The organism is Rhizobium sp. 25PS6 (genome assembly GCF_032464655.1).
In the GTDB taxonomy this organism is placed as follows: Bacteria; Pseudomonadota; Alphaproteobacteria; order Rhizobiales; family Rhizobiaceae; genus Rhizobium; species Rhizobium laguerreae.
The window spans coordinates 25,338-47,695 of record NZ_JAWDIV010000015.1; the positions used below are offsets into that span (position 1 = coordinate 25,338).

At 61.1% G+C, this 22,358-nt stretch carries 21 protein-coding genes; 17 read left to right on the top strand and 4 right to left on the bottom strand.

Annotated features, from left to right (window positions below; translation table 11 throughout):
* Positions 1-188: 188 nt before the first annotated feature.
* Both RWK44_RS21510 and RWK44_RS21515 read left to right on the top strand, forming a co-directional pair.
* A complete protein-coding gene (locus RWK44_RS21510) occupies positions 189-572 on the top strand; it encodes a hypothetical protein (RefSeq protein WP_017988998.1) in 384 nt (127 codons plus the stop codon).
* 220 nt (positions 573-792) lie between these two features.
* A complete protein-coding gene (locus RWK44_RS21515; RefSeq protein ID WP_131664656.1) occupies positions 793-1,206 on the top strand; it encodes a DUF4174 domain-containing protein in 414 nt (137 codons plus the stop codon).
* A gap of 62 nt (positions 1,207-1,268) precedes the next feature.
* On the opposite strand, the gene RWK44_RS21520 is transcribed toward RWK44_RS21515, so the two are convergent.
* On the bottom strand, positions 1,269-1,979 hold the full coding sequence (locus RWK44_RS21520) for a GntR family transcriptional regulator (RefSeq protein WP_131664657.1): 711 nt from the start codon (positions 1,977-1,979) through the stop codon (positions 1,269-1,271).
* Between the two features lie 267 nt (positions 1,980-2,246).
* Here RWK44_RS21520 and RWK44_RS21525 point away from each other — a divergent pair, with 267 nt between their 5' ends.
* The 7 genes from RWK44_RS21525 to RWK44_RS21555 all read left to right on the top strand — a co-directional run bounded on the left by RWK44_RS21525 (position 2,247) and on the right by RWK44_RS21555 (position 8,474).
* Positions 2,247-3,335 carry an ABC transporter ATP-binding protein gene (locus RWK44_RS21525; protein WP_168284031.1) on the top strand — a complete coding sequence of 363 codons (1,089 nt, stop codon included), beginning with the start codon at positions 2,247-2,249 and terminating at the stop codon, positions 3,333-3,335.
* Positions 3,336-3,389: 54 nt separating this feature from the next.
* On the top strand, positions 3,390-4,688 hold the full coding sequence (locus tag RWK44_RS21530; protein ID WP_131664658.1) for an ABC transporter substrate-binding protein: 1,299 nt from the start codon (positions 3,390-3,392) through the stop codon (positions 4,686-4,688).
* A gap of 215 nt (positions 4,689-4,903) precedes the next feature.
* Positions 4,904-5,818: an ABC transporter permease gene (locus RWK44_RS21535; RefSeq protein ID WP_003561140.1), complete on the top strand. Its 915-nt coding sequence runs from the start codon at positions 4,904-4,906 to the stop codon at positions 5,816-5,818.
* 1 nt (position 5,819) lies between these two features.
* Entirely contained in the window at positions 5,820-6,641 is an 822-nt protein-coding gene (locus tag RWK44_RS21540; RefSeq protein WP_131666331.1) for an ABC transporter permease, read from the top strand.
* A 1-nt stretch (position 6,642) separates the two neighbouring features.
* Entirely contained in the window at positions 6,643-7,377 is a 735-nt protein-coding gene (locus RWK44_RS21545; protein ID WP_316029362.1) for an aspartate/glutamate racemase family protein, read from the top strand.
* A 220-nt stretch (positions 7,378-7,597) separates the two neighbouring features.
* On the top strand, positions 7,598-8,086 hold the full coding sequence (locus RWK44_RS21550) for a heme-degrading domain-containing protein (protein ID WP_131666328.1): 489 nt from the start codon (positions 7,598-7,600) through the stop codon (positions 8,084-8,086).
* A 1-nt stretch (position 8,087) separates the two neighbouring features.
* A complete protein-coding gene (locus tag RWK44_RS21555; RefSeq protein WP_131666327.1) occupies positions 8,088-8,474 on the top strand; it encodes a hypothetical protein in 387 nt (128 codons plus the stop codon).
* A 111-nt stretch (positions 8,475-8,585) separates the two neighbouring features.
* On the opposite strand, the gene RWK44_RS21560 is transcribed toward RWK44_RS21555, so the two are convergent.
* A complete protein-coding gene (locus RWK44_RS21560; RefSeq protein ID WP_168284616.1) occupies positions 8,586-9,845 on the bottom strand; it encodes an AGE family epimerase/isomerase in 1,260 nt (419 codons plus the stop codon).
* A 271-nt stretch (positions 9,846-10,116) separates the two neighbouring features.
* Between RWK44_RS21560 and metH the strand changes: the two genes are divergently transcribed.
* The 3 genes from metH (at position 10,117) to RWK44_RS21575 (ending at position 14,830) form a co-directional block, all read left to right on the top strand.
* Positions 10,117-13,890 carry a methionine synthase gene (gene metH, locus RWK44_RS21565; RefSeq protein ID WP_168284617.1) on the top strand — a complete coding sequence of 1,258 codons (3,774 nt, stop codon included), beginning with the start codon at positions 10,117-10,119 and terminating at the stop codon, positions 13,888-13,890.
* 308 nt (positions 13,891-14,198) lie between these two features.
* On the top strand, positions 14,199-14,432 hold the full coding sequence (locus RWK44_RS21570; protein WP_020050887.1) for a type II toxin-antitoxin system Phd/YefM family antitoxin: 234 nt from the start codon (positions 14,199-14,201) through the stop codon (positions 14,430-14,432).
* A complete protein-coding gene (locus RWK44_RS21575; protein ID WP_131666324.1) occupies positions 14,429-14,830 on the top strand; it encodes a type II toxin-antitoxin system VapC family toxin in 402 nt (133 codons plus the stop codon). The genes RWK44_RS21570 and RWK44_RS21575 overlap by 4 nt, the downstream gene beginning before the upstream one ends.
* Positions 14,831-14,833: 3 nt before the next feature.
* Here the strand turns inward: RWK44_RS21575 and RWK44_RS21580 are convergent, their stop codons facing one another.
* Both RWK44_RS21580 and RWK44_RS21585 read right to left on the bottom strand, forming a co-directional pair.
* Positions 14,834-15,598: a GntR family transcriptional regulator gene (locus RWK44_RS21580; protein ID WP_131666323.1), complete on the bottom strand. Its 765-nt coding sequence runs from the start codon at positions 15,596-15,598 to the stop codon at positions 14,834-14,836.
* On the bottom strand, positions 15,595-16,479 hold the full coding sequence (locus RWK44_RS21585; RefSeq protein WP_168284619.1) for an N-acetylglucosamine kinase: 885 nt from the start codon (positions 16,477-16,479) through the stop codon (positions 15,595-15,597). Before RWK44_RS21585 ends, RWK44_RS21580 begins: the two co-directional genes overlap by 4 nt.
* A 527-nt stretch (positions 16,480-17,006) precedes the next feature.
* Between RWK44_RS21585 and RWK44_RS21590 the strand changes: the two genes are divergently transcribed.
* The 5 genes from RWK44_RS21590 to RWK44_RS21610 all read left to right on the top strand — a co-directional run bounded on the left by RWK44_RS21590 (position 17,007) and on the right by RWK44_RS21610 (position 22,351).
* Positions 17,007-18,266 (top strand): ABC transporter substrate-binding protein, encoded by a 1,260-nt coding sequence (locus RWK44_RS21590; protein ID WP_131666321.1) that lies wholly within the window; start codon positions 17,007-17,009, stop codon positions 18,264-18,266.
* A 221-nt stretch (positions 18,267-18,487) separates the two neighbouring features.
* Complete coding sequence (locus RWK44_RS21595) at positions 18,488-19,435, top strand: carbohydrate ABC transporter permease (protein ID WP_027664208.1); 948 nt, start codon at positions 18,488-18,490, stop codon at positions 19,433-19,435.
* A gap of 9 nt (positions 19,436-19,444) precedes the next feature.
* Positions 19,445-20,284: a carbohydrate ABC transporter permease gene (locus RWK44_RS21600; RefSeq protein ID WP_017961350.1), complete on the top strand. Its 840-nt coding sequence runs from the start codon at positions 19,445-19,447 to the stop codon at positions 20,282-20,284.
* Entirely contained in the window at positions 20,281-21,339 is a 1,059-nt protein-coding gene (locus RWK44_RS21605) for a Gfo/Idh/MocA family protein (RefSeq protein WP_131666320.1), read from the top strand. The genes RWK44_RS21600 and RWK44_RS21605 overlap by 4 nt, the downstream gene beginning before the upstream one ends.
* 10 nt (positions 21,340-21,349) lie before the next feature.
* A complete protein-coding gene (locus tag RWK44_RS21610; RefSeq protein WP_131666319.1) occupies positions 21,350-22,351 on the top strand; it encodes an ABC transporter ATP-binding protein in 1,002 nt (333 codons plus the stop codon).
* Positions 22,352-22,358: the final 7 nt, after the last annotated feature.

The window sequence follows — 22,358 nt, forward strand, 5'->3', positions numbered from 1 at the left end:
ATGCAAGAATATCATGGCGTTATGGAATTCGCTTCCATGCGCGCGGATAAATGGGCTTTACCCCAGCGCGTTACTCTATAGAATCAATAGTGTTATTCGGTTCGCAGGGGCAGCAAACGCTCCGTTCCCCGCGTTGGCGCGACCGATACCGGAGGACTTTGGCTTCAACCCATCAAGAGGAGACAGACATGATGAATGCACTGCCGCCACTTCATGACGGCCACGCGCCGTTCAACCTCCAGCAGCTGTTTCGCGAAGCGCTCTATGCCTTCGAGGAATGGGACAGCGAATTGACCGAGCCGATCGTGACCTACGAAGGCCGGGTCATCCCTATCAGCTTCGTTTTCGAAGCCATGCGCGAATGCACCGACATCGTGCCGATGAACATCGTCGGCGCTGTCACCGAGCGGCTGACCAAGCCGTGGGAGGGCGAAGGCCCGCTCGACCAGATGACTTTCTCGACGGCGGCGCGTGTCATGCGCGTTTTGGTGCGCAAGCGCCTTCACGTCACTGGGGCTGCGGATCTCGTCGCCGTTTCGGCCCACGCGTCCGAAGACCAGGGCCGCGACTGACAAAGTGAGGATCGCGGCCATGGCTGCGATCCTTTTCCGCTTTTTGGCGGAACCTCGCTTATTCCCAGCCGTTTAATTCGGCAGGCACAGCCCGCCACTACAGCGCCCTTTTCGAGAGTCGCAAAGGGCGCTGTAGCACTTCGAATTGCTGCATAATCTATCCTTAAATCGATCCCGATTTAAGAATTATGCAGTGGTGACGGGCGAGGAATGAAGCACCATGCTAAAATCTATTGTTCATGAAATCATCGGCACACCCAAGCGTGAGCCTGAGCTTCCGCAATCGCTCGAGCAGTTTCGCGACAGGAAACGGGTGCTGATCATCTTTGCCGATGCGCAAGATGACCGCGCGCTCATCCAGGATGAATGGCTGCGCAAGGCGCATATGCGCTTGATCGAGGAAGACGTCGAGGTGTTCAGTATTGCCGGCGGCGGCGCGTTTGCGCTGTTCGACGATGACTGGGAACTCGATGCCGACGATATTCGCGATCGGCTGCAGGGACCGCCGTCCGGCGAGTTCGGGTTGATCCTGATCGGACGCGACGGAACCGTGAAGCTGCGCTCGGGCGAGCCAATGAGCGCCGAGGATATCTTCGCGGCCTTCGAGATGTTGCCAAAGAAGACGCCCTGGTAGGGTTTCGAGAGTTCGTTTGAAGCGGGCGCGGTGAAGCATCCGCGCCCGCATCTTTTGCATGCTCAGAGTTCGAAGGCTTCCTTGAGGCCCAGGCTCTTGCGTTCGCGCAGGTCGAGATCTGCCTCGATATGGGCGATGTGATGCAGCATCAGCTGGCAGGCGCGGTCGAGTTCTTTGCTTTCGATCGCCGAGATGATGTCACCATGTTCGGAATGGCCGCAGCTCGATGCGGTCGACTGCCCGTAAAGGGCAATCACCAGAGACGAGCGGGCGACGAGCTCCTCCATGAAGCGCTGCATGATCGAATTTCCCGATATGACCGCCAGCGTCAGATGAAAATCGCCCGATGCCTTGATTTCAGCGCGGCGCGCCGTCTGACCACGCTCGCTCATCAGGCGGCCTTCTTCCAGTAGAAGCTGTCGCAGATGGGTAATATCGTCAGACGTGATCCGCGTTGCCGCCTCGCGCAATATGCCGGGTTCGACCAGGCGGCGGGCGGAAAAGATCTGGCGAGCCTCATCAGGCGAGGGATAGGCGACGAAGGCGCCGCGGTTCTTTTCGACGCTGACGAGGCCTTCATAGGAGAGCGCCTGCAGGGCGGCGCGGGCAAGCGTGCGGCTAACGTTGAAGAGATTGCCGACATCGCTTTCCGAAAGCTTGGTGCCGGGAGATAGCCTGCGCTCGACGATCGCTTCGCGAATGGCATCGCGGATCTGTTGCGCGCCTGTTTCGGCTGAGTCTTCGGCCTGCTGAGCCTTCGCGGCGGATTTCATGAAATTTATTTCCCGATGGTCGGCAAAGCATATCCGTGTTCGCAGCAAAAGTTAAACAGAATTTGTGCCCGAAATGGTGGTGGGATTGTATACGATGTTTTGCACAAATTGCGCACGATAGCCTAAATCATGTGCAGATGGCGTTGCGCCTATAATTTTCTCTCTCTATGGCGGTTTTGATAAAATCGTTATTTCGCAATGGCTTCCTTTAAGCAGCGGAGTTTGGCACGGCAGATGCATCGTCTTTTCCAAACAGGGGAAGGCATGATGTCGAAAGCGGCAGAGATCGATATAGTATCCGTTTCGAAGGTCTATGGCGCGACGACGGCGGTTCATGCGATCAGCCTGAAGATTCCGGCCGGCTCCTATTGCTGCTTCCTCGGCCCGTCGGGCTGCGGCAAGACTTCGACGCTGCGCATGATCGCCGGCCATGAGAGCATCTCGTCGGGCGATATCCGCCTCGGCAATGCCGTCGTCACCGATTTTCCGCCGGCCAGGCGCGGCACGGCGATGATGTTCCAGTCCTACGCGCTCTTCCCGCATCTCGATTTGATCGACAACGTCGCCTTCAGCCTGAAGATGAAGGGTGTCGACAAGCAAGAGCGGCGGGCCAAGGCGCTCGAGATGCTGAAGCTGATGCAGATGGAGGCCTATGCCGCCAGGCGTCCGGCCCAGCTTTCCGGCGGCCAGCAGCAGCGCGTGGCGCTAGCGCGCGCGCTGATCACCGATCCGGAAGCGTTGCTGCTCGACGAGCCGCTGTCGGCGCTCGATCCGTTCCTGAAGATCCGCATGCGTGCCGAACTCAAGAAACTCCAGAAGTCGCTCGGCATCACCTTCGTGCACGTCACCCACAGCCAGGAAGAGGCAATGGCGCTCGCCGACGTCATCGTCATCATGAATGACGGCCGGATCGAGCAGGCGGCAGCCCCGCGCGAGGTCTTCGAGCGTCCGGCGACGGCCTTCGTTGCGCGGTTCATGGGCGATCACAACGTGCTGTCCGGCCGGGTGACGTCGAGCGAGAACGGCGTGTTCGTCATGACCGTGCCGGAAGGCCAGAGCTTTTCCGTGCGCGGGACGGGCAGGGAGGTCGGCGAGCCCGTCGATATCGGCATCCGCACCGACCGCGTGCGCCTGCAGGTGGCGACCGAATGGACGCTCGGCTTCGACGGCATCGTCTCCAACATCGAATATCGCGGCTCTTCCGTGAAGATCACCGTTATCGGCGCCGGCAGCGACGACTTCACCGTCATTGCCGACGACGGCGACTATTTCGCCCGGCCGGTCGCCGTTGGCGACACCGTCTCGCTCAGCTGGGCGCTCGAGGACGCCGTGCTTCTCGGCCGCTCGTCCGCGTGAGCGATCACCATCAAGAACACTGAACCTTCCATATCCAAGAAAAGGGGAACTGACATGACGACTGAAACGACATCGACCAAGGCGGAGAAGGGACTTTCCCGCCGCACGCTGCTGAAGACGGGTGCTGCCGCCGTCGGCGCCATCGCCGGCTCCGGCGCCATCACCGGCTTTCCCACCATCTGGGCGCAGACGAACATCACGCTTCGCCAGTTCGGCACCGGCGTTTCGAACATCAATGCCATCGCCGAGAAGTGCAAGGCCGATCTCGGCATCACGCTGGAGATGACGGCGACCGATTCCGATGCCGCCGCCCAGCGCGCCGTCACCCAGCCTGACAGCTACGATATTGCCGACATCGAATACTGGATCGCCAAAAAGGTGTTCCCGACCGGCGTGATGCAGCCGATGGACGTCAAGAAGCTGAAATATTACGACAAGATCGTACCGCTCTTCATCAACGGCAAGCTGAAGCCGGAGAGCGTCATCGCGCAAGGCACGGCGCCGCACACGGTCGGCTTCGTCGAAGCGCAGGATTCCAAGAAATTCGCCAAGGAAGCGACACAGTGGATGACGATGGTTCCGACCATCTACAATGCCGACACGCTCGGTATTCGCCCCGATCTCGTCGGCCGCGAGATCACCAGCTGGGCCGACATCATGGATCCGAAGTTCAAGGGCAAGACCTCGATCCTCAATATTCCGTCGATCGGCATCATGGACGCCGCGATGATCATGGAAGCCATGGGCAACATCAAATATGCCGACAAGGGCAACATGACCAAGGAAGAGATCGACAAGACGATCGAATTCCTGATCAAGGCCAAGGGCGAGGGCCAGTTCCGCGCCTTCTGGAAGAGCTTCGACGAGTCGGTGAACCTGATGGCGTCGGGCGAAGTCGTCATCCAGTCGATGTGGTCGCCGGCCGTCGCCGCCGTCCGCTCCAAGGGCATCGCCTGCAAGTATCAGCCGCTCAAGGAAGGCTATCGCGCCTGGGGTGGCGGTCTCGGCCTTGCCTCGCACCTCAAGGGTGCGCAACTCGACGCCGCCTATGAATACATCAACTGGTACACATCGGGCTGGGTCGGCGGCTATCTCAACCGCCAGGGCTACTATTCCGCCTGCATGGACACCGCCAAGAACTTCATGACGGCGGACGAGTGGGGCTACTGGATCGAGGGTAAGGCTGCCACCGGCGACATCATGTCGCCCGAGGGCAAGGTCATGGAGAAGGCCGGCGCCGTTCGCGACGGCGGCTCCTTCGAAGCCCGCATGGGTGCTGTCGCCTGCTGGAACTCGGTGATGGACGAAGACCGCTACATGGTCCGCCGCTGGAACGAGTTCATCGCGGCCTAAGCGATTGTCGTTTTCCCCTCCCCAACCCTCCCCACAAGGGGGAGGGAGCCTGGAGAGGCGGTGCGGCAAGGACACTCCTTCCTCCTGTGGGGAGGAGGTTCGGAGGCGGCGCGGCAAAGATACTCCCTCCCCCTTGTGGGGAGGGTTGGGGAGGGGTCTTCTCGAGCCCTCTCTTTAACGACCGGACGAATGACGAGCTTCCGAAAGGGTAAGGGATGGCGACCATCGCAGCGGAAACGGAGGAGGATGGCCAGGGCGCGCGCGGCGGGCGCGGACTGAGGCTTTCCCCATCGGCGATATCCTATCTCCAGGCGACGCCGCTGTTCGTCATTCTCGGCTTGTTCTTCCTGCTGCCGATCGCCATGATCGCGGTCGTCAGCTTCTGGGACTACGACTTTGCCGGCCTCTATCCCGACTTCCTGACGATGAACTACACCGACACGCTCGGTTCGTGGGTGACGTGGAAGATCTATCTCAACACGCTGAAATTCACCGCGATCGTCTGGGCGCTGACGCTCGTCATCGGTTTCTGGGTCGCCTATTTCCTGGCCTTCCACATCCGCAAGACGTCGACGCAGATGATCCTCTTTCTCGTCTGCACCGTGCCGTTCATGACGTCGAACATCATCCGCATGATTTCGTGGATACCGGTGCTCGGGCGCAACGGCCTCGTCAATTCGACGCTGATCAAGATGGGCATCATCCCGCAGCCGATCGAATGGCTGCTCTATTCCGATTTCGCCGTCGTGCTCGCCATGGTGCATCTCTATACGCTGTTCATGGTGACGCCGATCTTCAATACGCTGATGCGCATCGACCGGTCGCTGTTCGAGGCGGCGCGCGATGCCGGCGCCTCCGGCTGGCAGGTGTTGTGGAATGTCGTCTTCCCGCTCGCCAAACCCGGCATGGCGATCGGTACGATCTTCGTCGTGACGCTTGTGATGGCTGACTTTTCGACAGTGCAGGTGATGTCCGGCGGCCAGAGCGCGTCGGTGGCGCTGATGATGAAGAACCAGATGTCGCTGCTGCAATATCCGGCCGCTGCCGCCAATGCCGTGGTGCTGCTCGCCGTCGTGCTGTTGATGGTCGCGGCCATCCTGCGCGTCGTCGATATCCGCAAGGAGCTTTGAGATGAGCCACGAAAAACGCGGCCTGGAATTCTATCTGCTGGCGCTCTTCTTCATCATCTTCGTGCTGTTCCTCTACGGGCCGCTTTCGGCGATTCTGATCCTCTCCTTCCAGGGTCCGGACGGCGGTCTGACCTTCCCGATGAACGGCGTTTCCACGCACTGGTTCTTCAACCTGTTCGAGAAGCAGGCGGTCGGCGATTTCGGCGCATCGTTCCGCCGCTCCTTCACCCTCGGGCTAATGGTGATGGTGGTGACCGTCGTCGTCTCGCTGCTCGCCGGCCTTGCCTTCCGCCGCCGTTTCCGCGGTTCGACGGCGCTCTTCTACGCCACGGTCGCAAGTCTCGTCGTGCCGTCGATCATCATCTCGCTCGGCATCGGTGTCGTCTTCCAGCAGGGAGGGCTCAAGCCCGCCTGGTATTCGTCGGCCTTCGGCGCCCATCTCACCTGGACGCTGCCCTTCGGCGTGCTAATCATGTTTGCCGTCTTCAACCGTTTCTCGTCAGCCTATGAGGAGGCGGCGCGCGACCTCGGCGCCAGCTCCTGGCAGACGTTCCGCCACGTCGTGCTGCCGATGATCGCCCCGAGCCTGGTCGGCGTCGGCCTGTTCGGCTTCACGCTCTCCTATGACGAATTCGCCCGCACGCTGATGACATCAGGCACCTACAATACGCTGCCGCTCGAAATCTACGGCATGACCACCAACGTCACGACGCCGGTGCTCTATGCGCTCGGCACGGTGACGACGCTGTTTTCCTTCACTATCATTCTCCTCGCGCTCGGCATCATGACGATGCTCAGCCGGCGGCAGGCAAAGATAAACTGACATGCGCATCCTCATCGTCAATCCGAACACCACGGCCTCCATGACCGAGAAGGCCGCTACCGCCGCGCGTGCGGTGGCGGCATCCGGCACGGAGATCGTCGCGGCCACCTCGCGCATGGGGCCGGTTTCCATCGAAGGGCATTACGACGGAGCCTTAGCGATCCCCGGCCTGCTCGCCGAACTCAGGGAGCGGCAGGCGGTGGGTTATGACGCGGCTGTCATCGCCTGTTTCGACGATACCGGGCTCGAAGCGGCTCGGAGCTTTGCCGATGTGCCGATCCTCGGGCTTTGCGAATCCGCCGTGGTGACGGCGGGTTTCCTGGCGCAGCGCTTCACCGTGGTGACGACGCTGGAGCGCTCGCGGGTGCTGATCGACAATCTGGTGCGCCGCTACGGCATGGGCGACCGCGCCAAGGTGCGCGCTTCCGATATCCCGGTGCTGGAGCTGGAAGATGCGGCCTCCGGCGCGATCGGCAAGCTGAGGACCGAGATCGAGCGGGCGCTTTTGGAAGACGGCGCCGAGGCGATCGTGCTCGGCTGTGCCGGCATGACCGATCTGGCGCGCGAACTGCAGGATATCTACGGCGTGCCCGTCGTCGACGGCGTTGCCGCCGCCGTCAAGCAGGCCGAAGCGCTGGTGTCGCTCGGGCTTTCCACCAGCAAGCGCGGCTCCTACGCCCCGCCGCTGCCGAAACCATTCATCGGGGCGATGGGCGGTTTCTCGCCGGTCGTGTGACCGTTTCGAGATGCTGACGCCGAAGCTCTGACGAAGAGCGTTTCCGTTTTCTTCGAGTGACAAAAATGCTCCATCTCTTTGTCTTCGCGCAATTCCTGACGCAAGACCGCCGCGCAGTTTTGCTGGAATTGCTCCAGCGGTAGGCCCAAGTTTTTGCTTTACTTTTTTGCTCTCCGCGAGAATGGTCTGCACGGATCATCGCGGAAGAGGAACGCTCATCATGACAATCGAGGACGATCTCAGCCGGATCGTGGAGCAGGAGAAAGTGCTGAGCTTCGACGCCTTCGACCTGACGACGGCATGGCAGCTCGGCAAACTCCTGCAGGAACTCGCCACCGAGCGCGGCCTCGGTATCGCGATCGACGTGACCCTGCATTCGATGCCCGTTTTCTATGCTGCCCTCCCGGGTGTGACGCCCGACAACGTCAATTGGGTCCGCCGCAAGCGCAACATGGTGCTGCGTTATTTCCGCAGCAGCTATGCCTCCGGTCTGAAGCTGCAGAAGGACGGCAAGACGGTCGAGGATAACGGACTTTCCGGCGCCGACTATGCGCCGCATGGCGGCAGTTTCCCGATCAACGTCAAGGGTACCGGCTGTATCGGCGCCGTCACCGTCTCGGGACTGCCGCAGCGTGACGACCACAATCTCGCGGTCGAGGCGCTGGCGCTGATGCTCGCCAAGGATCTGGATACGCTGCGGCTCGCCTGAGATGGCTGCAATTTCCGGCAAGCGCCGGATGGGCGATGGCTACGAGCCGCATGTCGACGATATCGAGGGGAGGCTGATCTATTCGCTTCCTGTCGATTCGGGGCATGTCAGCCTGTCTTTCGAATATGAGATCGAGGCCGGCGATCTGGCTGTGCTGCTCGATGACGCCTATCGCCGGGCGGTCCTGCATTGGGTTCTTCACACCAAGCTTCAGCCCACGATCACCGGCATGGCCGGGAAGATATCGCAAGCGGATTTTCGTGCGCTCTTGTTGGAGATTTTGCATTCGCCGGTCGACGACGTGGAGCGGATGATCGAGGCCGTGAACCGCCGGCACAATATTCGTTTGCAACATTATATTCGTCTGGATCTGGCGCAGGAGCGCTGACGATGCTTTTCGCTCGTCATGCTCGGCCTTGTGCCGAGCATCTGCCGCGCTATCCGTAGATCCTCGGCACAAGGCTGAGAATGACGTCTCTTGCCGGTGAGGCCGTTCGCCTCAGAGCTTGCCGCCAGCCTCAGTGATGCCCTTCGTCAGGCTGCCCGTCGCCGGGAAAAGCGGGATGAGACAGGCCTGCAGCGCGTGGTAGATATCGCCCTTACCGGGGAAGAGCGAGTGCGAGGGAACGAGATCCTCCGTCAGCTCCTCATGCCAGCCGCCGTTCTTGTGGTCGATGAAGGCGCGCTCGATCACGTTCCAGATCTTGCGGTAGCTCTCTTCATGGAAATCGCTCGGCAGGTGCTCGCTGAGGAAATGTGCGGCAGCCGCACCTTCGCAGGCTGGCCACCAGAGCTTGTTGCGCTTGGCAGGCTTGTCGTCCCAATCGAGCGTATAGAAGAAGCCGCCCTTGTCGTTGTCCCAGCCGAGCGCCATGGATTGCGCGAACAGCGCCTTGGCCGCATCCGGCATCCACTCGATCCGTTTGCCGCCGAGCGCCCAAAGCTGCAGGATGAGGCGGGCCCATTCCAGCCAATGACCGGGCGTCGTGCCGGCCGGGCGGAACATTTCATTCGAATGATAGTAAGCCTTGTCGAGATTCCATTCGGCATCGAAATGCTCGGCGACGCGCCAGTCGACCGAACCCGCCGCGCGGCGGATAACGAGATCGGCGATGCTTTCGGCCTTGGTCAGGTATTCCCTGTCGCCGGTGGCTTCGAAGGCCGCCATCAGCGCTTCGGTCAGGTGCATGTTGGAGTTCTGGCCGCGATAGGCACCGCCGTCGAGCGGCTGCCAGTCGGCGGTGAATTCCTCGGCGATCGCGCCGTGCTTCGCTTCCCAGAATTTTGTGTTGAGGATCTCGGTGATATCGGCGAGCATGCCGTCGGCAAGCGGATGGCCGATCGTCTTTGCCGCTGAGGCGGCGAGCAGCACGAAAGCATGGCCATAGCCCTGCTTGTTGGAATCGACCGGACCGTCATTGTTGAGCGACCAGAAATAGCCGCCGTTTTTCCGGTCGCGATGATGGTTCCAGATATAGTCCATGCCGTGGTCGACGACGTCGGAGGCTCCGGGGCGGCCGAGCAGCGCGCCGATCGAGAAGCAATGCACCGCGCGCGCCGCGATATGGATGCCGCGGACCTGGCCATCGGCGTCGAGAGGCCTACCTTCGTCGTCGAGATCGTAGAAGCCGCCCTTTGGGTTGACCGAATTGTGCTGGAAGAAATCGAAGAGACCATTCGCCTGGGTCAGCAGCCAGCTGCGGTGATAGGCGCGGGTCGTCCAGTTTCCAAGCACGGCGTTGCCGGTTGCGGGTGCCATGATGCTCCTCCGATTTCGTGCACAAAGCGTCCTAAACGCCTATATAGGCGTCGTGCGAGTCTGTCATCCGGCTATCGCATCGGCCCGAAAATCGGGATCGATTTTCGGAAAGCACGACGCCAAGATTCAAACGCTACAGCGTCCTTTGCGCGTCTGAAGAGACGCGCGGCACTGTAGATTTGCAAAGCACTAAATCGACAGGCATATATTGACATAAAGATATCTTTATGTGATTTGGAAGCCTGGTCTTACGACGTCAAGGAGCCCTCCCGTGTTTGACAATCTCTTTGGTCCGGAAACGGGCAAACGTGACGGCAGTGAAGTTTTCGCAGCTTTGAGACAAGCCGCGAGCGAACGCATCCTTGTTCTGGACGGCGCCATGGGCACGCAGATCCAGGGCCTCGGCTATGATGAAGACCAGTTCCGCGGGACGCGCTTCATCGGCTGCGCCTGTCACCAGAAGGGCAATAACGACCTTCTGATCCTGACCCAGCCGGACGCGATCGAAGAGATCCATTACAGATACGCCAAGGCCGGCGCCGATATTCTCGAGACCAATACCTTCTCCTCGACCCGCATCGCGCAAGCCGATTATGAGATGGAAGGTGCGGTCTACGACCTCAACAAGGAAGGCGCCGAAATCGTGCGCCGGGCGGCACAGCGCGCCGAGCGCGAGGACGGCCGCCGCCGCTTCGTCGCCGGCGCCATCGGGCCGACCAACCGCACCGCCTCGATCTCGCCCGACGTCAACAATCCCGGCTTCCGTGCCGTCACCTTCGACGATCTGCGTTCCGCCTATGGCGAGCAGATCGACGGGCTGATTGACGGGGGCGCCGACATCATCCTCATCGAGACAATCTTCGACACGCTGAACGCCAAGGCTGCGATCTTCGCCTGCGAGGAGCGCTTCGAGGCCAAGGGCGTGCGCCTGCCGGTGATGATCTCGGGCACGATCACCGACCTTTCCGGCCGCACGCTGTCCGGCCAGACGCCATCTGCCTTCTGGAATTCGGTGCGCCATGCCAATCCCTTCACGATCGGGCTCAACTGCGCGCTTGGTGCCAATGCGATGCGCCCACACCTGCAGGAGCTTTCGGGTGTTGCCGATACCTTCATCTGCGCCTACCCGAATGCCGGCCTGCCGAACGAGTTCGGCCAGTATGACGAAACGCCGGAGCTGATGGCGGCGCAGATCGACGGCTTCGCTCGCGAGGGCCTCGTCAACATCGTCGGCGGCTGCTGCGGCTCGACGCCGGAGCATATCAAGGCGATCGCCGAGACCGTTGCGAAATACAAGCCACGTCCGATTCCCGAGCATCGCCCGTTCATGTCGCTGTCGGGCCTCGAACCCTTCGAGCTGACCAAGGACATCCCCTTCGTCAATGTCGGCGAGCGCACCAACGTCACCGGCTCGGCCCGCTTCCGCAAGCTGATCACCAACGGCGATTTCACGGCTGCGCTCGATGTGGCGCGCGACCAGGTCGAGAACGGCGCGCAGGTGATCGACATCAACATGGACGAAGGCCTGATCGATTCCGAAAAGGCGATGGTCGAGTTCCTCAACCTGATCGCCGCCGAGCCTGACATCGCACGTGTGCCTGTGATGATCGACTCGTCGAAGTTCTCGATCATCGAATCCGGCCTGAAGCGCGTTCAGGGCAAGCCGATCGTCAACTCGATCTCGCTGAAGGAAGGCGAAGAGAATTTTCTCGCTCAGGCTCGGCTGTTGCACAATTACGGTGCGGCCGTCGTCGTCATGGCCTTCGACGAGACGGGGCAGGCGGACAGTTATGAGCGCAAGGTTGAAATCTGCACGCGCGCCTACAAGCTGCTGACCGAAAAGATCGGCTACCCGCCGGAGGACATCATTTTCGACCCGAACATCTTCGCGGTCGCGACCGGCATCGAAGAGCACAATAATTACGGTGTCGATTTCATCGAGGCGACGCGGACGATCCGCGAGCGCATGCCGCTGGTGCATATTTCGGGCGGTGTGTCGAACCTGTCCTTCTCGTTCCGCGGCAACGAGCCGGTGCGCGAGGCGATGCATGCCGTGTTCCTCTATCACGCCATCCAGGCGGGCATGGACATGGGCATCGTCAATGCCGGCCAGCTTGCCGTCTACGACAATATCGATCCCGAGCTGCGCGAGGCCTGCGAGGACGTGGTGCTGAACCGTCGTCCTGATGGTACCGAGCGGCTGCTCGAAGTGGCGGAGAAATTCCGTGGCGGCGCCGCACGCGAAGGCCGCGTCCAAGATCTTTCCTGGCGCGAATGGAGCGTCGAGAAGCGTCTCGAGCATGCGCTGGTCAACGGCATCACCGAATATATCGAGGCCGATACCGAAGAGGCGCGCCTGCAGGCCGCCCGGCCGCTGCACGTCATCGAAGGGCCGCTGATGGCCGGCATGAACGTCGTCGGCGATCTGTTCGGCTCGGGCAAGATGTTCCTGCCGCAGGTGGTCAAGTCGGCGCGGGTGATGAAGCAGGCGGTGGCCGTGTTGCTGCCGTATATGGAAGAGGAAAAGCGCCTCAATGGTGGCGACCAGCGTCGGTCAGCCGGCAAGATCCTGATGGCGACGGTCAAGGGCGACGTGCACGATATCGGCAAGAACATCGTCGGCGTCGTGCTTGCCTGCAACAATTACGAGATCGTCGACCTCGGCGTCATGGTGCCGGCGACAAAGATCCTCGAAACGGCCATTGCCGAGAAGGTCGACGTCATCGGCCTCTCCGGCCTGATCACGCCGTCGCTCGACGAGATGGTGCATGTTGCTGCCGAGATGGAGCGGCAGGGCTTCGAGATCCCGCTGTTGATCGGCGGGGCGACGACCAGCCGCGTGCATACGGCCGTGAAGATCCATCCCGGCTACAACAAGGGGCAGACGGTTTACGTGACCGATGCGAGCCGCGCCGTCGGCGTCGTCTCCGCACTGCTGTCGCCGGAAACGCGGCAGAGCTATGTCGACGATGTAAGAGCCGAATATGCCAAGGTGGCGGCCGCCCATGCGCGCAGCGAGGCCGAGAAGGTGCGCCTGCCGTTGCCGCGGGCTCGCGAGAATGCCCACAAGATCGACTGGTCTGCCCACCAACCGACCAATCCGCAATTCTTCGGCACGCGGGTGTTCGAGGATTACGATCTGGCCGAGCTTGCCAAATATATCGACTGGACGCCGTTCTTCCAGACCTGGGAGTTGCGCGGCCGCTACCCCGCCATTCTCGACGACGAGAAGCAGGGCGAGGCGGCGCGCGCGCTCTGGGCCGACGCGCAGGCGATGCTGAAGAAGATCATCGACGAGAAGTGGTTCCGCCCGCGCGCCGTCATCGGCTTCTGGCCCGCCGGCGCCGTTGGCGACGATATCCGGCTGTTCACGGACGAGAGCCGGAAGCACGAGCTTGCCACCTTCTATACGCTGCGCCAGCAGCTTTCGAAGCGGGACGGGCGGCCGAACGTGGCGCTCTCCGATTTCGTGGCGCCGGTTTCAAGCGGTGTTCAGGATTATGTCGGCGGCTTCGTGGTGACGGCCGGCATCGAGGAAATCGCCATCGCCGAGCGTTTCGAGCGGGCGAACGACGATTATTCCTCAATCCTCGTCAAGGCGCTGGCCGACCGCTTCGCCGAAGCTTTTGCCGAGCGTATGCATGAGCAGGTGCGGCGCGAATACTGGGGCTATGCCAAGGACGAGACGCTCAGCAAGGAGGATCTCATCACCGAAGCCTATGCCGGCATCCGCCCGGCACCCGGTTATCCCGCCCAGCCCGATCACACCGAAAAGGCAACACTTTTCAAACTGCTCGATGCCGAAAAAGCGGCCGGCGTGAAGCTGACGGAGAGTTATGCGATGTGGCCCGGTTCCTCGGTCTCCGGCCTCTATATTGGCCATCCCGACTCCTATTATTTCGGCGTCGCCAAGGTGGAGCGCGATCAAGTCGAGGATTATGCGGCGCGCAAGCAGATGGCGGTGTCTGAAGTCGAGCGCTGGCTCGGGCCGGTGCTGAACTACGTGCCGCGCAAGACGGACGAGCAGATCGAAGACGCGGCCTGATTGCCGAGGCTTCGCGGTCGCTTAGAGCATGATGCCGAAAAGTGTGAGCGGTTTTCGGACGACATCATGCTCTCACTATTTAATTTAGGACAGGATTCAGATTTTAGGCCGACCCGGCCTAAAATCATCCTGTTCTATAGCGGCGTCCTCAGAGGTTGATTCGATAAATGAAAAGCCGGAAGGGTTCACCTTCCGGCTTTATGATTTTGATTCGGCTCAATAATTGCCCGCATTCAGGCTGTTTGAATTTGATAGCGGAATTGACGATGAGGTGGTATGCTTAGCCAAGTTAGCTAATGAGGGCGACGATGCAAGTTACTATCCATGTCGCAAAGACCAATCTGTCGAAATTGATCGACGCTGCCCTTTCCGGTGAGGAAGTGGTGATCGCCAAGGGGCGCAAGCCTGTCGTGAAGATCATTCCGATTGTGCAGTCTTCCTTCAAGATCGGGTTGCTCAAAGGGCAAGTTGTTGGAAATGGACCCGACTTTTTTGAGCCCATGGATCAGGGCGAGCTTGCGGCTTGGGAAGGGGGCGAGTGAACTCGCTCTTGCTCGACACCCATGCGTGGGCATGGTCGCTGACCGGCGACGGGCGGCTCTCGGCCAAGGCGATCGCTCTGATCGAAAAGGCGGAGACGATTTTCGTCAGCCCAATATCCCTATTTGAAGTCGGGCAGAAGGTTCGTCTCGGCAAATGGCCGGAGATGGAGCCTTTCATCGGCCGGCTGCCGGAACTGCTGCACGAGCAGGGTGGCATTGCCGCGGCATTGACACCGGAAATCTGTCTGACCGCAGCCATGATGGACTGGACACATCGCGATCCGTTCGACCGGTTTCTTGCCGCGACCGCCATGCAGAATGGGATACCGCTTATCTCCGCCGATGCGATCTTCGATGATCTTGTCGGAAATCAGCTTTGGATCGCCCGCTTCTGGTAGGGCTTACGCCACTGCGATCGTCAGCTCCGCGACAAAGTCATAGGCGTCGCCGCGATAGAGCGAGCGGGTGAATTCGACGGCGCGGCCGGAGCCCAGATAGGAGATACGCTCGATCGACAGGCCGGCCGCACCCGCGGAGACGCCGAGAAGCTGGGCGTCGGCTTCCTTCATATTGGTGGCGGAGATGCGCTGCACGGCGCGCACCGGGCGGACTTGGAGGCGTTCGAGTTCGGCATAGAGCGAATTGGTGACGGCCGAGGGATCGGGCAGGAATTCGCCGGAGACGCTGGCATTCTCGATCGCCAGCGGCTGGTCGTCGGCGATGCGCAGGCGGGAAAGGCGCGAAACCTTGACGTCGGTACCGAGGCCAAGGATCATCATCTCGTCGGGCGAGGGGGTGTGGACGCCCTTGTGCAGCCATTCGGAGCGGGAGGACATGCCGCGGCGCGCCATATCCTCGGTGAAGGAGGTGAGCTGCGACAGGCGCTGCTCGACCTTGGAGACCGGCTTGGCGACGAAGGTGCCTGAACCGTGACGGCGCACCAACAGGCCATCGGCGACGAGTTCGTCGATCGCCTTGCGCACGGTGACGCGGCTGACGGCGGCGAATTCGGCGATGTCGCGTTCCGGCGGCAGCGCATCGCCGTGCCCAAGCGTGCCGGTGCGCACGGCTCCTTCGAGCGTGCGGCGCAGCTTGACGTAGAGCGGACCTGTGCCGGCTGCCTGCAGGCGCTCCAGGGAAAGGAGGGTGGCGAGGTCGTCGGTCATGCCGCACCTCTCTGCTTGTCGTTCAAGAGCTTGACCGCAAGTTCCACCGCGCCCTGCAGGGCATCGCCTTTCGGTCTGGCAAGCAAAGGCCTGTAGCGCTCGGAAAGCCACGGCTCATAAGCTTCAGCAAGACCGCCGAGCAGGCAAATCGATGGGCATTCGGGCCAGAGCAGCGCTTCGAGACTTTCGCCGATCGCCGCTGCCGCATCCGTGACGATGCCGACTGCCACGGCATCGCCCTTAGCCGCATGTTCGAAGACGGTGGGGGCGTAACTGGCAAAATCCTTCGGTCTTGCCGAATGGGCGAATTCGACGATGCGCTCGGGATCATTGCCGTATTCAGTCATGACCACGTCGGTGATCGGCGATGCCGGACGCACCCCGTCATGGGCAAGCAGTGATCGTTCCAGGAGATCGCGGCCGAGGCGGGCACCGCTTGCCTGGTCGCCGACAACGAAACCCCAGCCGCCGATGCCGTTCAGCCGGCCATTCTTGCGGGCATTATAGACCGAGCCGGTGCCGAAGGCGCCAACGATGCCGTCGGCATCGCCGAGCGCACCCTGCAGGGCGATCAGCGCATCGGTGATGACGCGGCCTTCGGCAAAGGGCAGGGCCTTTTCGATTCGCCTGCCGTAATCGCCGACGTTCGCCCCGGCGACGCCGACGACCGCTGCGACAGAGAAAAGGGTTTCAGCGGCAAGCCCGGCATCGCGGAGCGCCTGCCGGGCGGATTCGACGATGTTGAGAAGAGAGTTTTCGAGATCCGACAGGATGTTGGCAGGGCCTGATTTGCCGCGACCGATGACATTGCCGTTCCTGTCCGCGACTGCGGCCCGGCAGCTCGTTCCGCCGCCGTCTATGCCGATTGCAAGCTCCGTCATCGGGCCTCCGAATATGCCGTTCCCCATGGTTTTTAATACAATACCAAAAAAATACCATTTACCAAGTGGGAATGATGGAGAAAATTCATCTTTTTATCATGTTGATTTTATTAGCTAAAATTTTTTAATCAATTTTAGCCGGCCAAAAAGTTAAATTCGGCTGGACAATTGGTATTTTTTTGGCCTTAATTCGGCAAAAGGGAACAGCGCTTCGAGGTCTACGAAAACCGGCAGTTAAACCAAGCCGGAACCGCTTCGAGGATGATCGAGATGACGACCCGCCGGCCCGTCAAGCTGGTGGCGAAGGTCAGGCATCCATCGGCTTTCCCCATCATTTCGCCGCTCCCGGTGCAGACGCCGGGAAGGCGCGCAGTTCGGCCGCAGGCGTCCGCCTTCGTGTCCGTTGAGCTTTCGGGACCGGCATTGCTGGCGGTCCTCCAAGGGGCGTTGGGTGTTACCTCAAACACGCCAACTGCTTGTTTCAGATCGAAAACAGCGCCTTCAGGTGCTTAAAACAGGAGAGGGAAATGAAAAACACTGCTCTGAAAAGCTTGCTGCTTGCCTCCAGTCTGCTGACTTCAGTGGGCCTCGTCCATGCCGCCGACGTCACGCTGACGGTCGAAAGCTGGCGTAACGACGACTTGCAGATCTGGCAGGAAAAGATCATCCCGGCCTTCGAAGCGAAGAACCCGGGCATCAAGATCGTCTTCTCACCGACTGCGCCGACCGAATACAACGCCTCGCTGAACGCCAAGCTCGATGCCGGCTCCGCAGGCGATATCATCACCTGCCGTCCGTTCGATGCCTCGCTCGAACTCTTCAACAAGAAGCAGCTCGCCGACATCACCAGCCTTCCTGGCATGGAGAACTTCTCGCCGGTCGCCAAGGCCGCCTGGAGCACCGACGACGGCAAGTCGACCTTCTGCGTGCCTATGGCTTCGGTCATCCACGGCTTCATCTACAACAAGGACGCCTTCGACAAGCTCGGCATCTCGGTGCCGAAGACGCAGGACGAGTTCTACGCAGCGCTCGACAAGATCAAGGCCGACGGCACCTACATCCCGCTCGCCATGGGCACGAAGGACCTCTGGGAGGCCGCCACCATGGGCTACCAGAACATCGGCCCGAACTACTGGAAGGGTGAAGAGGGCCGCGAAGCCCTGATCGCCGGCAAGCAGAAGCTGACCGATGCCGAGTGGGTCAAGCCCTATGAAGAGCTTGCCAAGTGGAAGCCCTATCTCGGCGACGGTTTCGAAGCTCAGACCTACTCCGACAGCCAGAACCTGTTCACGCTCGGCCGTGCAGCGATCTATCCGGCCGGTTCGTGGGAAATCGCGCTGTTCAACAGCCAGGCCCAGTTCAAGATGGGCGCCTTCCCGCCTCCGGTTCCGAAGGCAGGCGACACGGGCTACATCTCCGACCATCCGGATATCGGTGTTGCCCTGAACGCAAAGAGCACCCATGCCGAGGAAGCCAAGAAGTTCCTCAGCTGGGTCGCTTCGCCGGAGTTCGCTGATATCTACGCCAACTCGCTGCCGGGCTTCTTCAGCCTGAACTCCACCCCGGTCAAGATGTCCGATCCGCTCGCTCAGGAATTCGTTTCCTGGCGCGGCCCGTACAAGTCGACGGTGCGCTCGACCTACCAGATCCTGTCGCGTGGCACGCCGAACCTCGAAAACGAGACCTGGGTCGAATCGGCCAACGTGATCAACGGCACGGATACGCCTGCGGTTGCCGCCAAGAAGCTGCAGGACGGCCTCGACAGCTGGTACAAGCCGGCCAAGTGATAGCGTGTGGAGGGGCGGCGTTTGCCGCCCCTCATCCGGCCTGCTGGCCATCTTCTCCCACTTCAGAGGAGAAGGAGACTCGCAGCGACCTCCCAGCCCGACTTGGCATCAAAGCAGGGCACGTTCCTTCTCCCGGCAGCCGGAGAGACGGTCAGGGGTGAGGCGCAATGTTTCCATCTGCGCTGCACCTTGCGGCCAGTCGACAAGAACAGGCAAAAGCCATGAGCGAAACCGACAACACGGTCGATATCGTCCCGATCAGGCGCCCGGTGCGCTGGCATATCTTCGTCTTCATGCTGCCAGCCCTGATCGTCTATTCTGCCGTCATGGTGCTGCCGCTCATCGAAACGCTCAGGCTTTCGCTCTACAATACGGTCGACGGGCAGCCGGCCTTCGTCGGACTGGCGAATTTCAAGGTGCTGTTCGGCGATGCGCGCTGGGCGCGCGATTTCTGGAATGCGCTGGTCAACAACCTGATCTTCTTTGCCATCCACATGTGCGTGCAGAACCCGATCGGTGTGGCGCTTGCCGCCCTGCTTTCGGTGCCGAAGCTCCGCGGCGTCGCCTTCTACCGCACGGCGATGTTCCTGCCGACGCTCTTGTCCTTCGTCATCGTCGGCTTCATCTGGAAGCTCATCCTTTCGCCGATCTGGGGCGTGGCGCCCTGGATGCTCGATCTCATCGGCTTGAAATTCCTGTTCGCGCCCTGGCTCGGCAAGTCCGGCTCGGCGCTGATCGCGGTGTCGCTGATCTCGAATTGGCAATATATCGGCATTCCGATGATGCTGATCTATGCCGCACTGCTCAGCATCCCCGAAGAGGTGATTGAGGCGGCCGAATGCGACGGCATTACCGGTTGGGCCCAGTTCTGGAAAATCAAGCTGCCGCTCATTCTGCCGGCGATCGGCATCATCTCGATCCTGACCTTCGTCGGCAATTTCAACGCCTTCGACCTGATCTATACTGTGCAGGGGGCGCTGGCCGGGCCTGACATGTCGACCGACATTCTCGGCACGCTGCTCTACCGCACCTTCTTCGGTTTCCAGCTTCAGCTCGGCGACCGCTCGATGGGCGCGACGATTGCCACGGTGATGTTCCTCATCATCCTCGCCGGCGTCTCGCTTTATCTCTTCGTCATCCAGCGGCGCATGCGTCGCTACCAGTTCTGAGGAGCGCGCATGTCCAAGGCACGCACATCTCCCATCCGCACCGGCCTCGTACATCTGGCGCTGAGCGCCTATACGCTGGTCGCGTTGTTTCCGGTGTTCCTGACCATCGTCAACTCGTTCAAGGATCGTGCTTCGATCTTCCGCGAGCCGCTGATGATCCCGACGCCGTCGACCTTCAGTCTGGTCGGCTATCAGACGGTGCTCGGGCAGGGCGATTTCGCCACCTATTTCCAGAACAGCTTTATCGTCACGATCGTCTCGATCCTGCTGGTACTGCTCTTCGGCGCCATGGCGGCCTTTGCGCTTTCCGAATACCGTTTCCGCGGCAATATGCTGCTCGGGCTCTACATGGCGATCGGCATCATGATCCCGATCCGTCTCGGCACGGTGGCGATCCTGCAGGGCATGGTGGCGGCCGGCCTCGTCAATACGCTGACGGCGCTGATCCTCGTCTATACCGCGCAGGGCATACCGCTGGCGATCTTCATCCTGTCGGAATTCATGCGCACGGTTTCGGACGATCTGAAGAATGCCGGCCGCATCGACGGGCTTTCCGAATATGCGATCTTCTTTCGCCTGGTGCTGCCGCTGGTGCGCCCGGCCATGGCGACGGTCGCGGTGTTCACCATGATCCCGATCTGGAACGATCTCTGGTTCCCGCTGATCCTGGCGCCCTCCGAGGCGACCAAGACAGTGACGCTCGGCTCGCAGATCTTCATCGGCCAGTTCGTCACCAACTGGAATGCGGTGCTGGCGGCGCTGTCGCTGGCGATCCTGCCGATCCTCGTCCTCTATGTCATCTTCTCGCGGCAGCTGATCCGCGGCATCACGTCAGGAGCCGTCAAGTGACCGAAAAACCGATCCGCGTGCTCGTTGCCGGCCTCGGCAATATGGGCCGCAGCCATGCGCTCGCCTATCATAACAATCCAGGCTTCGAGATCGTCGGTCTCGTCAACCGCTCGACGCCGCAATTGGGGCCTGAGCTGCAGGACTATACGATCCATCCCGACTTCACGACGGCGCTGGCCAAGCTGAAGCCGGACCTCTGCTCGATCAACACTTATTCCGACAGCCATGCCGATTATGCGGTCGCCGCCTTCGAGGCGGGCTGTGATGTCTTCGTGGAAAAGCCGCTGGCGACCACCGTCGCCGACGCCGAGCGCGTCGTCGCGGCAGCCAGGAAGGCGGGGCGCAAGCTGGTGATCGGTTATATCCTTCGCCATCATCCTTCCTGGATGAAGCTGATCGAGGAGGCGCGCAAGCTCGGCCCGCCTTACGTCTTCCGCATGAACCTCAACCAGCAGTCCAGCGGCCCGACCTGGGCGACGCACAAGTCGCTGATGCGCACGACCTCGCCGATCGTCGATTGCGGCGTGCATTATGTCGACGTCATGTGCCAGATCACCGATGCGAGGGCCGTCGAGGTACGCGGCATGGGACTGCGCATGTCCGACGAGATCGCTGCCGACATGTATAATTACGGTCACCTGCAGGTGCTGTTCGAGGACGGTTCCGTCGGCTGGTACGAGGCCGGCTGGGGCCCGATGATCTCGGAAACAGCCTTCTTCGTGAAAGATGTGATGTCGCCGAAGGGGGCGGTGTCGATCGTCATGGATCCGAACGCGAGGTCCGACGATATCGACACGCACACCAAGACCTCGGTGATCCGCCTGCACACGGCCGAGACTGGGCCTGACGGCAAGTTCATCCGGCCTGACCAGGATATGACGATGACGGGCGAGCCCGGTCATCAGGCGCTCTGCGACCTGGAACAGGCCTTCATGCTGAGGGCGATCCGCGAGGATCTGGACCTCGACCGCCATATGGCGGATGCGGTGGCGTCGCTGCGCATCTGCCTTGCCGCCGACGAGAGCGTGCGCACCGGCCAGCCGGTCAGATTATAAGGAAAGACCCGTGGGATCGCTTCAACTCAAATCCATCCGCAAGACCTATGGCACGCATGAAGTGCTGAAAGGCATCGACCTCGAGGTCAAGGACGGCGAATTCGTCATCTTCGTCGGGCCGTCGGGCTGCGGGAAATCGACGCTGTTGCGCAGCATTGCAGGCCTCGAAGACGTCACGTCAGGCGCCGTCGTCATCAATGGCCGCGATGAGACGTTGACGCCGCCGGCCAAGCGCGGCATCGCCATGGTGTTTCAGTCCTACGCGCTCTATCCGCATCTGACGGTCAAAGACAATATGGGGCTTGGTCTCAAGCAGGCCGGCACCGCCAAGGACGAGATCGAAAGGCGTGTCGGCAAGGCATCCGGCATGCTTTCGCTGGAACCTTATCTGGCGCGCCGGCCGGCCGAGCTCTCCGGCGGCCAGCGCCAGCGCGTCGCCATCGGCCGCGCCATCGTGCGCGAACCGGAACTTTTCCTGTTCGATGAGCCGCTGTCGAACCTAGATGCGGCGCTGCGTGTCCAGACCCGCCTCGAAATCGCCCGGCTGCACCGCAGCCTGAAGGCAACGATGATCTATGTCACCCACGACCAGGTCGAGGCGATGACGCTCGCCGACAAGATCGTGGTGCTGAATGCCGGCGCGATCGAGCAGATCGGTTCGCCGATGGAACTCTACAAACGACCGGCCAATGTCTTCGTTGCCGGCTTCATCGGCTCGCCGCAGATGAATTTCATCGCAGCCGAGAAGGTCGGCGACCACAGCGCCAAGACGATCGGCGTGCGTCCCGAACACCTGACGTTGTCGCGCGAACAGGGGACCTGGGCTGCGAAGGTCGTGCATGTCGAGCATCTCGGCGCCGACACGATCATCTATCTGGAATCCGACCAGTGCGGCCTGCTGACCGCACGTCTGTTTGGCGAGCATCAGTACGAGCCGGACGAGATCGTCTATGCGACGCCGGATCAGGCGCACGTCCATCGTTTCGACGCCGACGACCAGGCGATCCGTTAAGCGCATG

Coding starts and splice junctions, on each gene's coding strand:
- RWK44_RS21580 (WP_131666323.1), bottom strand. CDS start 15,598: ATGACCGACGACCTCGCCACCCTCCTTTCCCTGGAGCGCCTGCAGGCA.
- RWK44_RS21585 (WP_168284619.1), bottom strand. CDS start 16,479: ATGACGGAGCTTGCAATCGGCATAGACGGCGGCGGAACGAGCTGCCGG.
- RWK44_RS21595 (WP_027664208.1), top strand. CDS start 18,488: ATGAGCGAAACCGACAACACGGTCGATATCGTCCCGATCAGGCGCCCG.
- RWK44_RS21550 (WP_131666328.1), top strand. CDS start 7,598: ATGACAATCGAGGACGATCTCAGCCGGATCGTGGAGCAGGAGAAAGTG.
- RWK44_RS21570 (WP_020050887.1), top strand. CDS start 14,199: ATGCAAGTTACTATCCATGTCGCAAAGACCAATCTGTCGAAATTGATC.
- RWK44_RS21515 (WP_131664656.1), top strand. CDS start 793: ATGCTAAAATCTATTGTTCATGAAATCATCGGCACACCCAAGCGTGAG.
- RWK44_RS21590 (WP_131666321.1), top strand. CDS start 17,007: ATGAAAAACACTGCTCTGAAAAGCTTGCTGCTTGCCTCCAGTCTGCTG.
- RWK44_RS21600 (WP_017961350.1), top strand. CDS start 19,445: ATGTCCAAGGCACGCACATCTCCCATCCGCACCGGCCTCGTACATCTG.
- RWK44_RS21560 (WP_168284616.1), bottom strand. CDS start 9,845: ATGGCACCCGCAACCGGCAACGCCGTGCTTGGAAACTGGACGACCCGC.
- RWK44_RS21535 (WP_003561140.1), top strand. CDS start 4,904: ATGGCGACCATCGCAGCGGAAACGGAGGAGGATGGCCAGGGCGCGCGC.
- RWK44_RS21555 (WP_131666327.1), top strand. CDS start 8,088: ATGGCTGCAATTTCCGGCAAGCGCCGGATGGGCGATGGCTACGAGCCG.
- RWK44_RS21520 (WP_131664657.1), bottom strand. CDS start 1,979: ATGAAATCCGCCGCGAAGGCTCAGCAGGCCGAAGACTCAGCCGAAACA.
- RWK44_RS21530 (WP_131664658.1), top strand. CDS start 3,390: ATGACGACTGAAACGACATCGACCAAGGCGGAGAAGGGACTTTCCCGC.
- RWK44_RS21525 (WP_168284031.1), top strand. CDS start 2,247: ATGTCGAAAGCGGCAGAGATCGATATAGTATCCGTTTCGAAGGTCTAT.
- RWK44_RS21510 (WP_017988998.1), top strand. CDS start 189: ATGATGAATGCACTGCCGCCACTTCATGACGGCCACGCGCCGTTCAAC.
- RWK44_RS21540 (WP_131666331.1), top strand. CDS start 5,820: ATGAGCCACGAAAAACGCGGCCTGGAATTCTATCTGCTGGCGCTCTTC.
- RWK44_RS21545 (WP_316029362.1), top strand. CDS start 6,643: ATGCGCATCCTCATCGTCAATCCGAACACCACGGCCTCCATGACCGAG.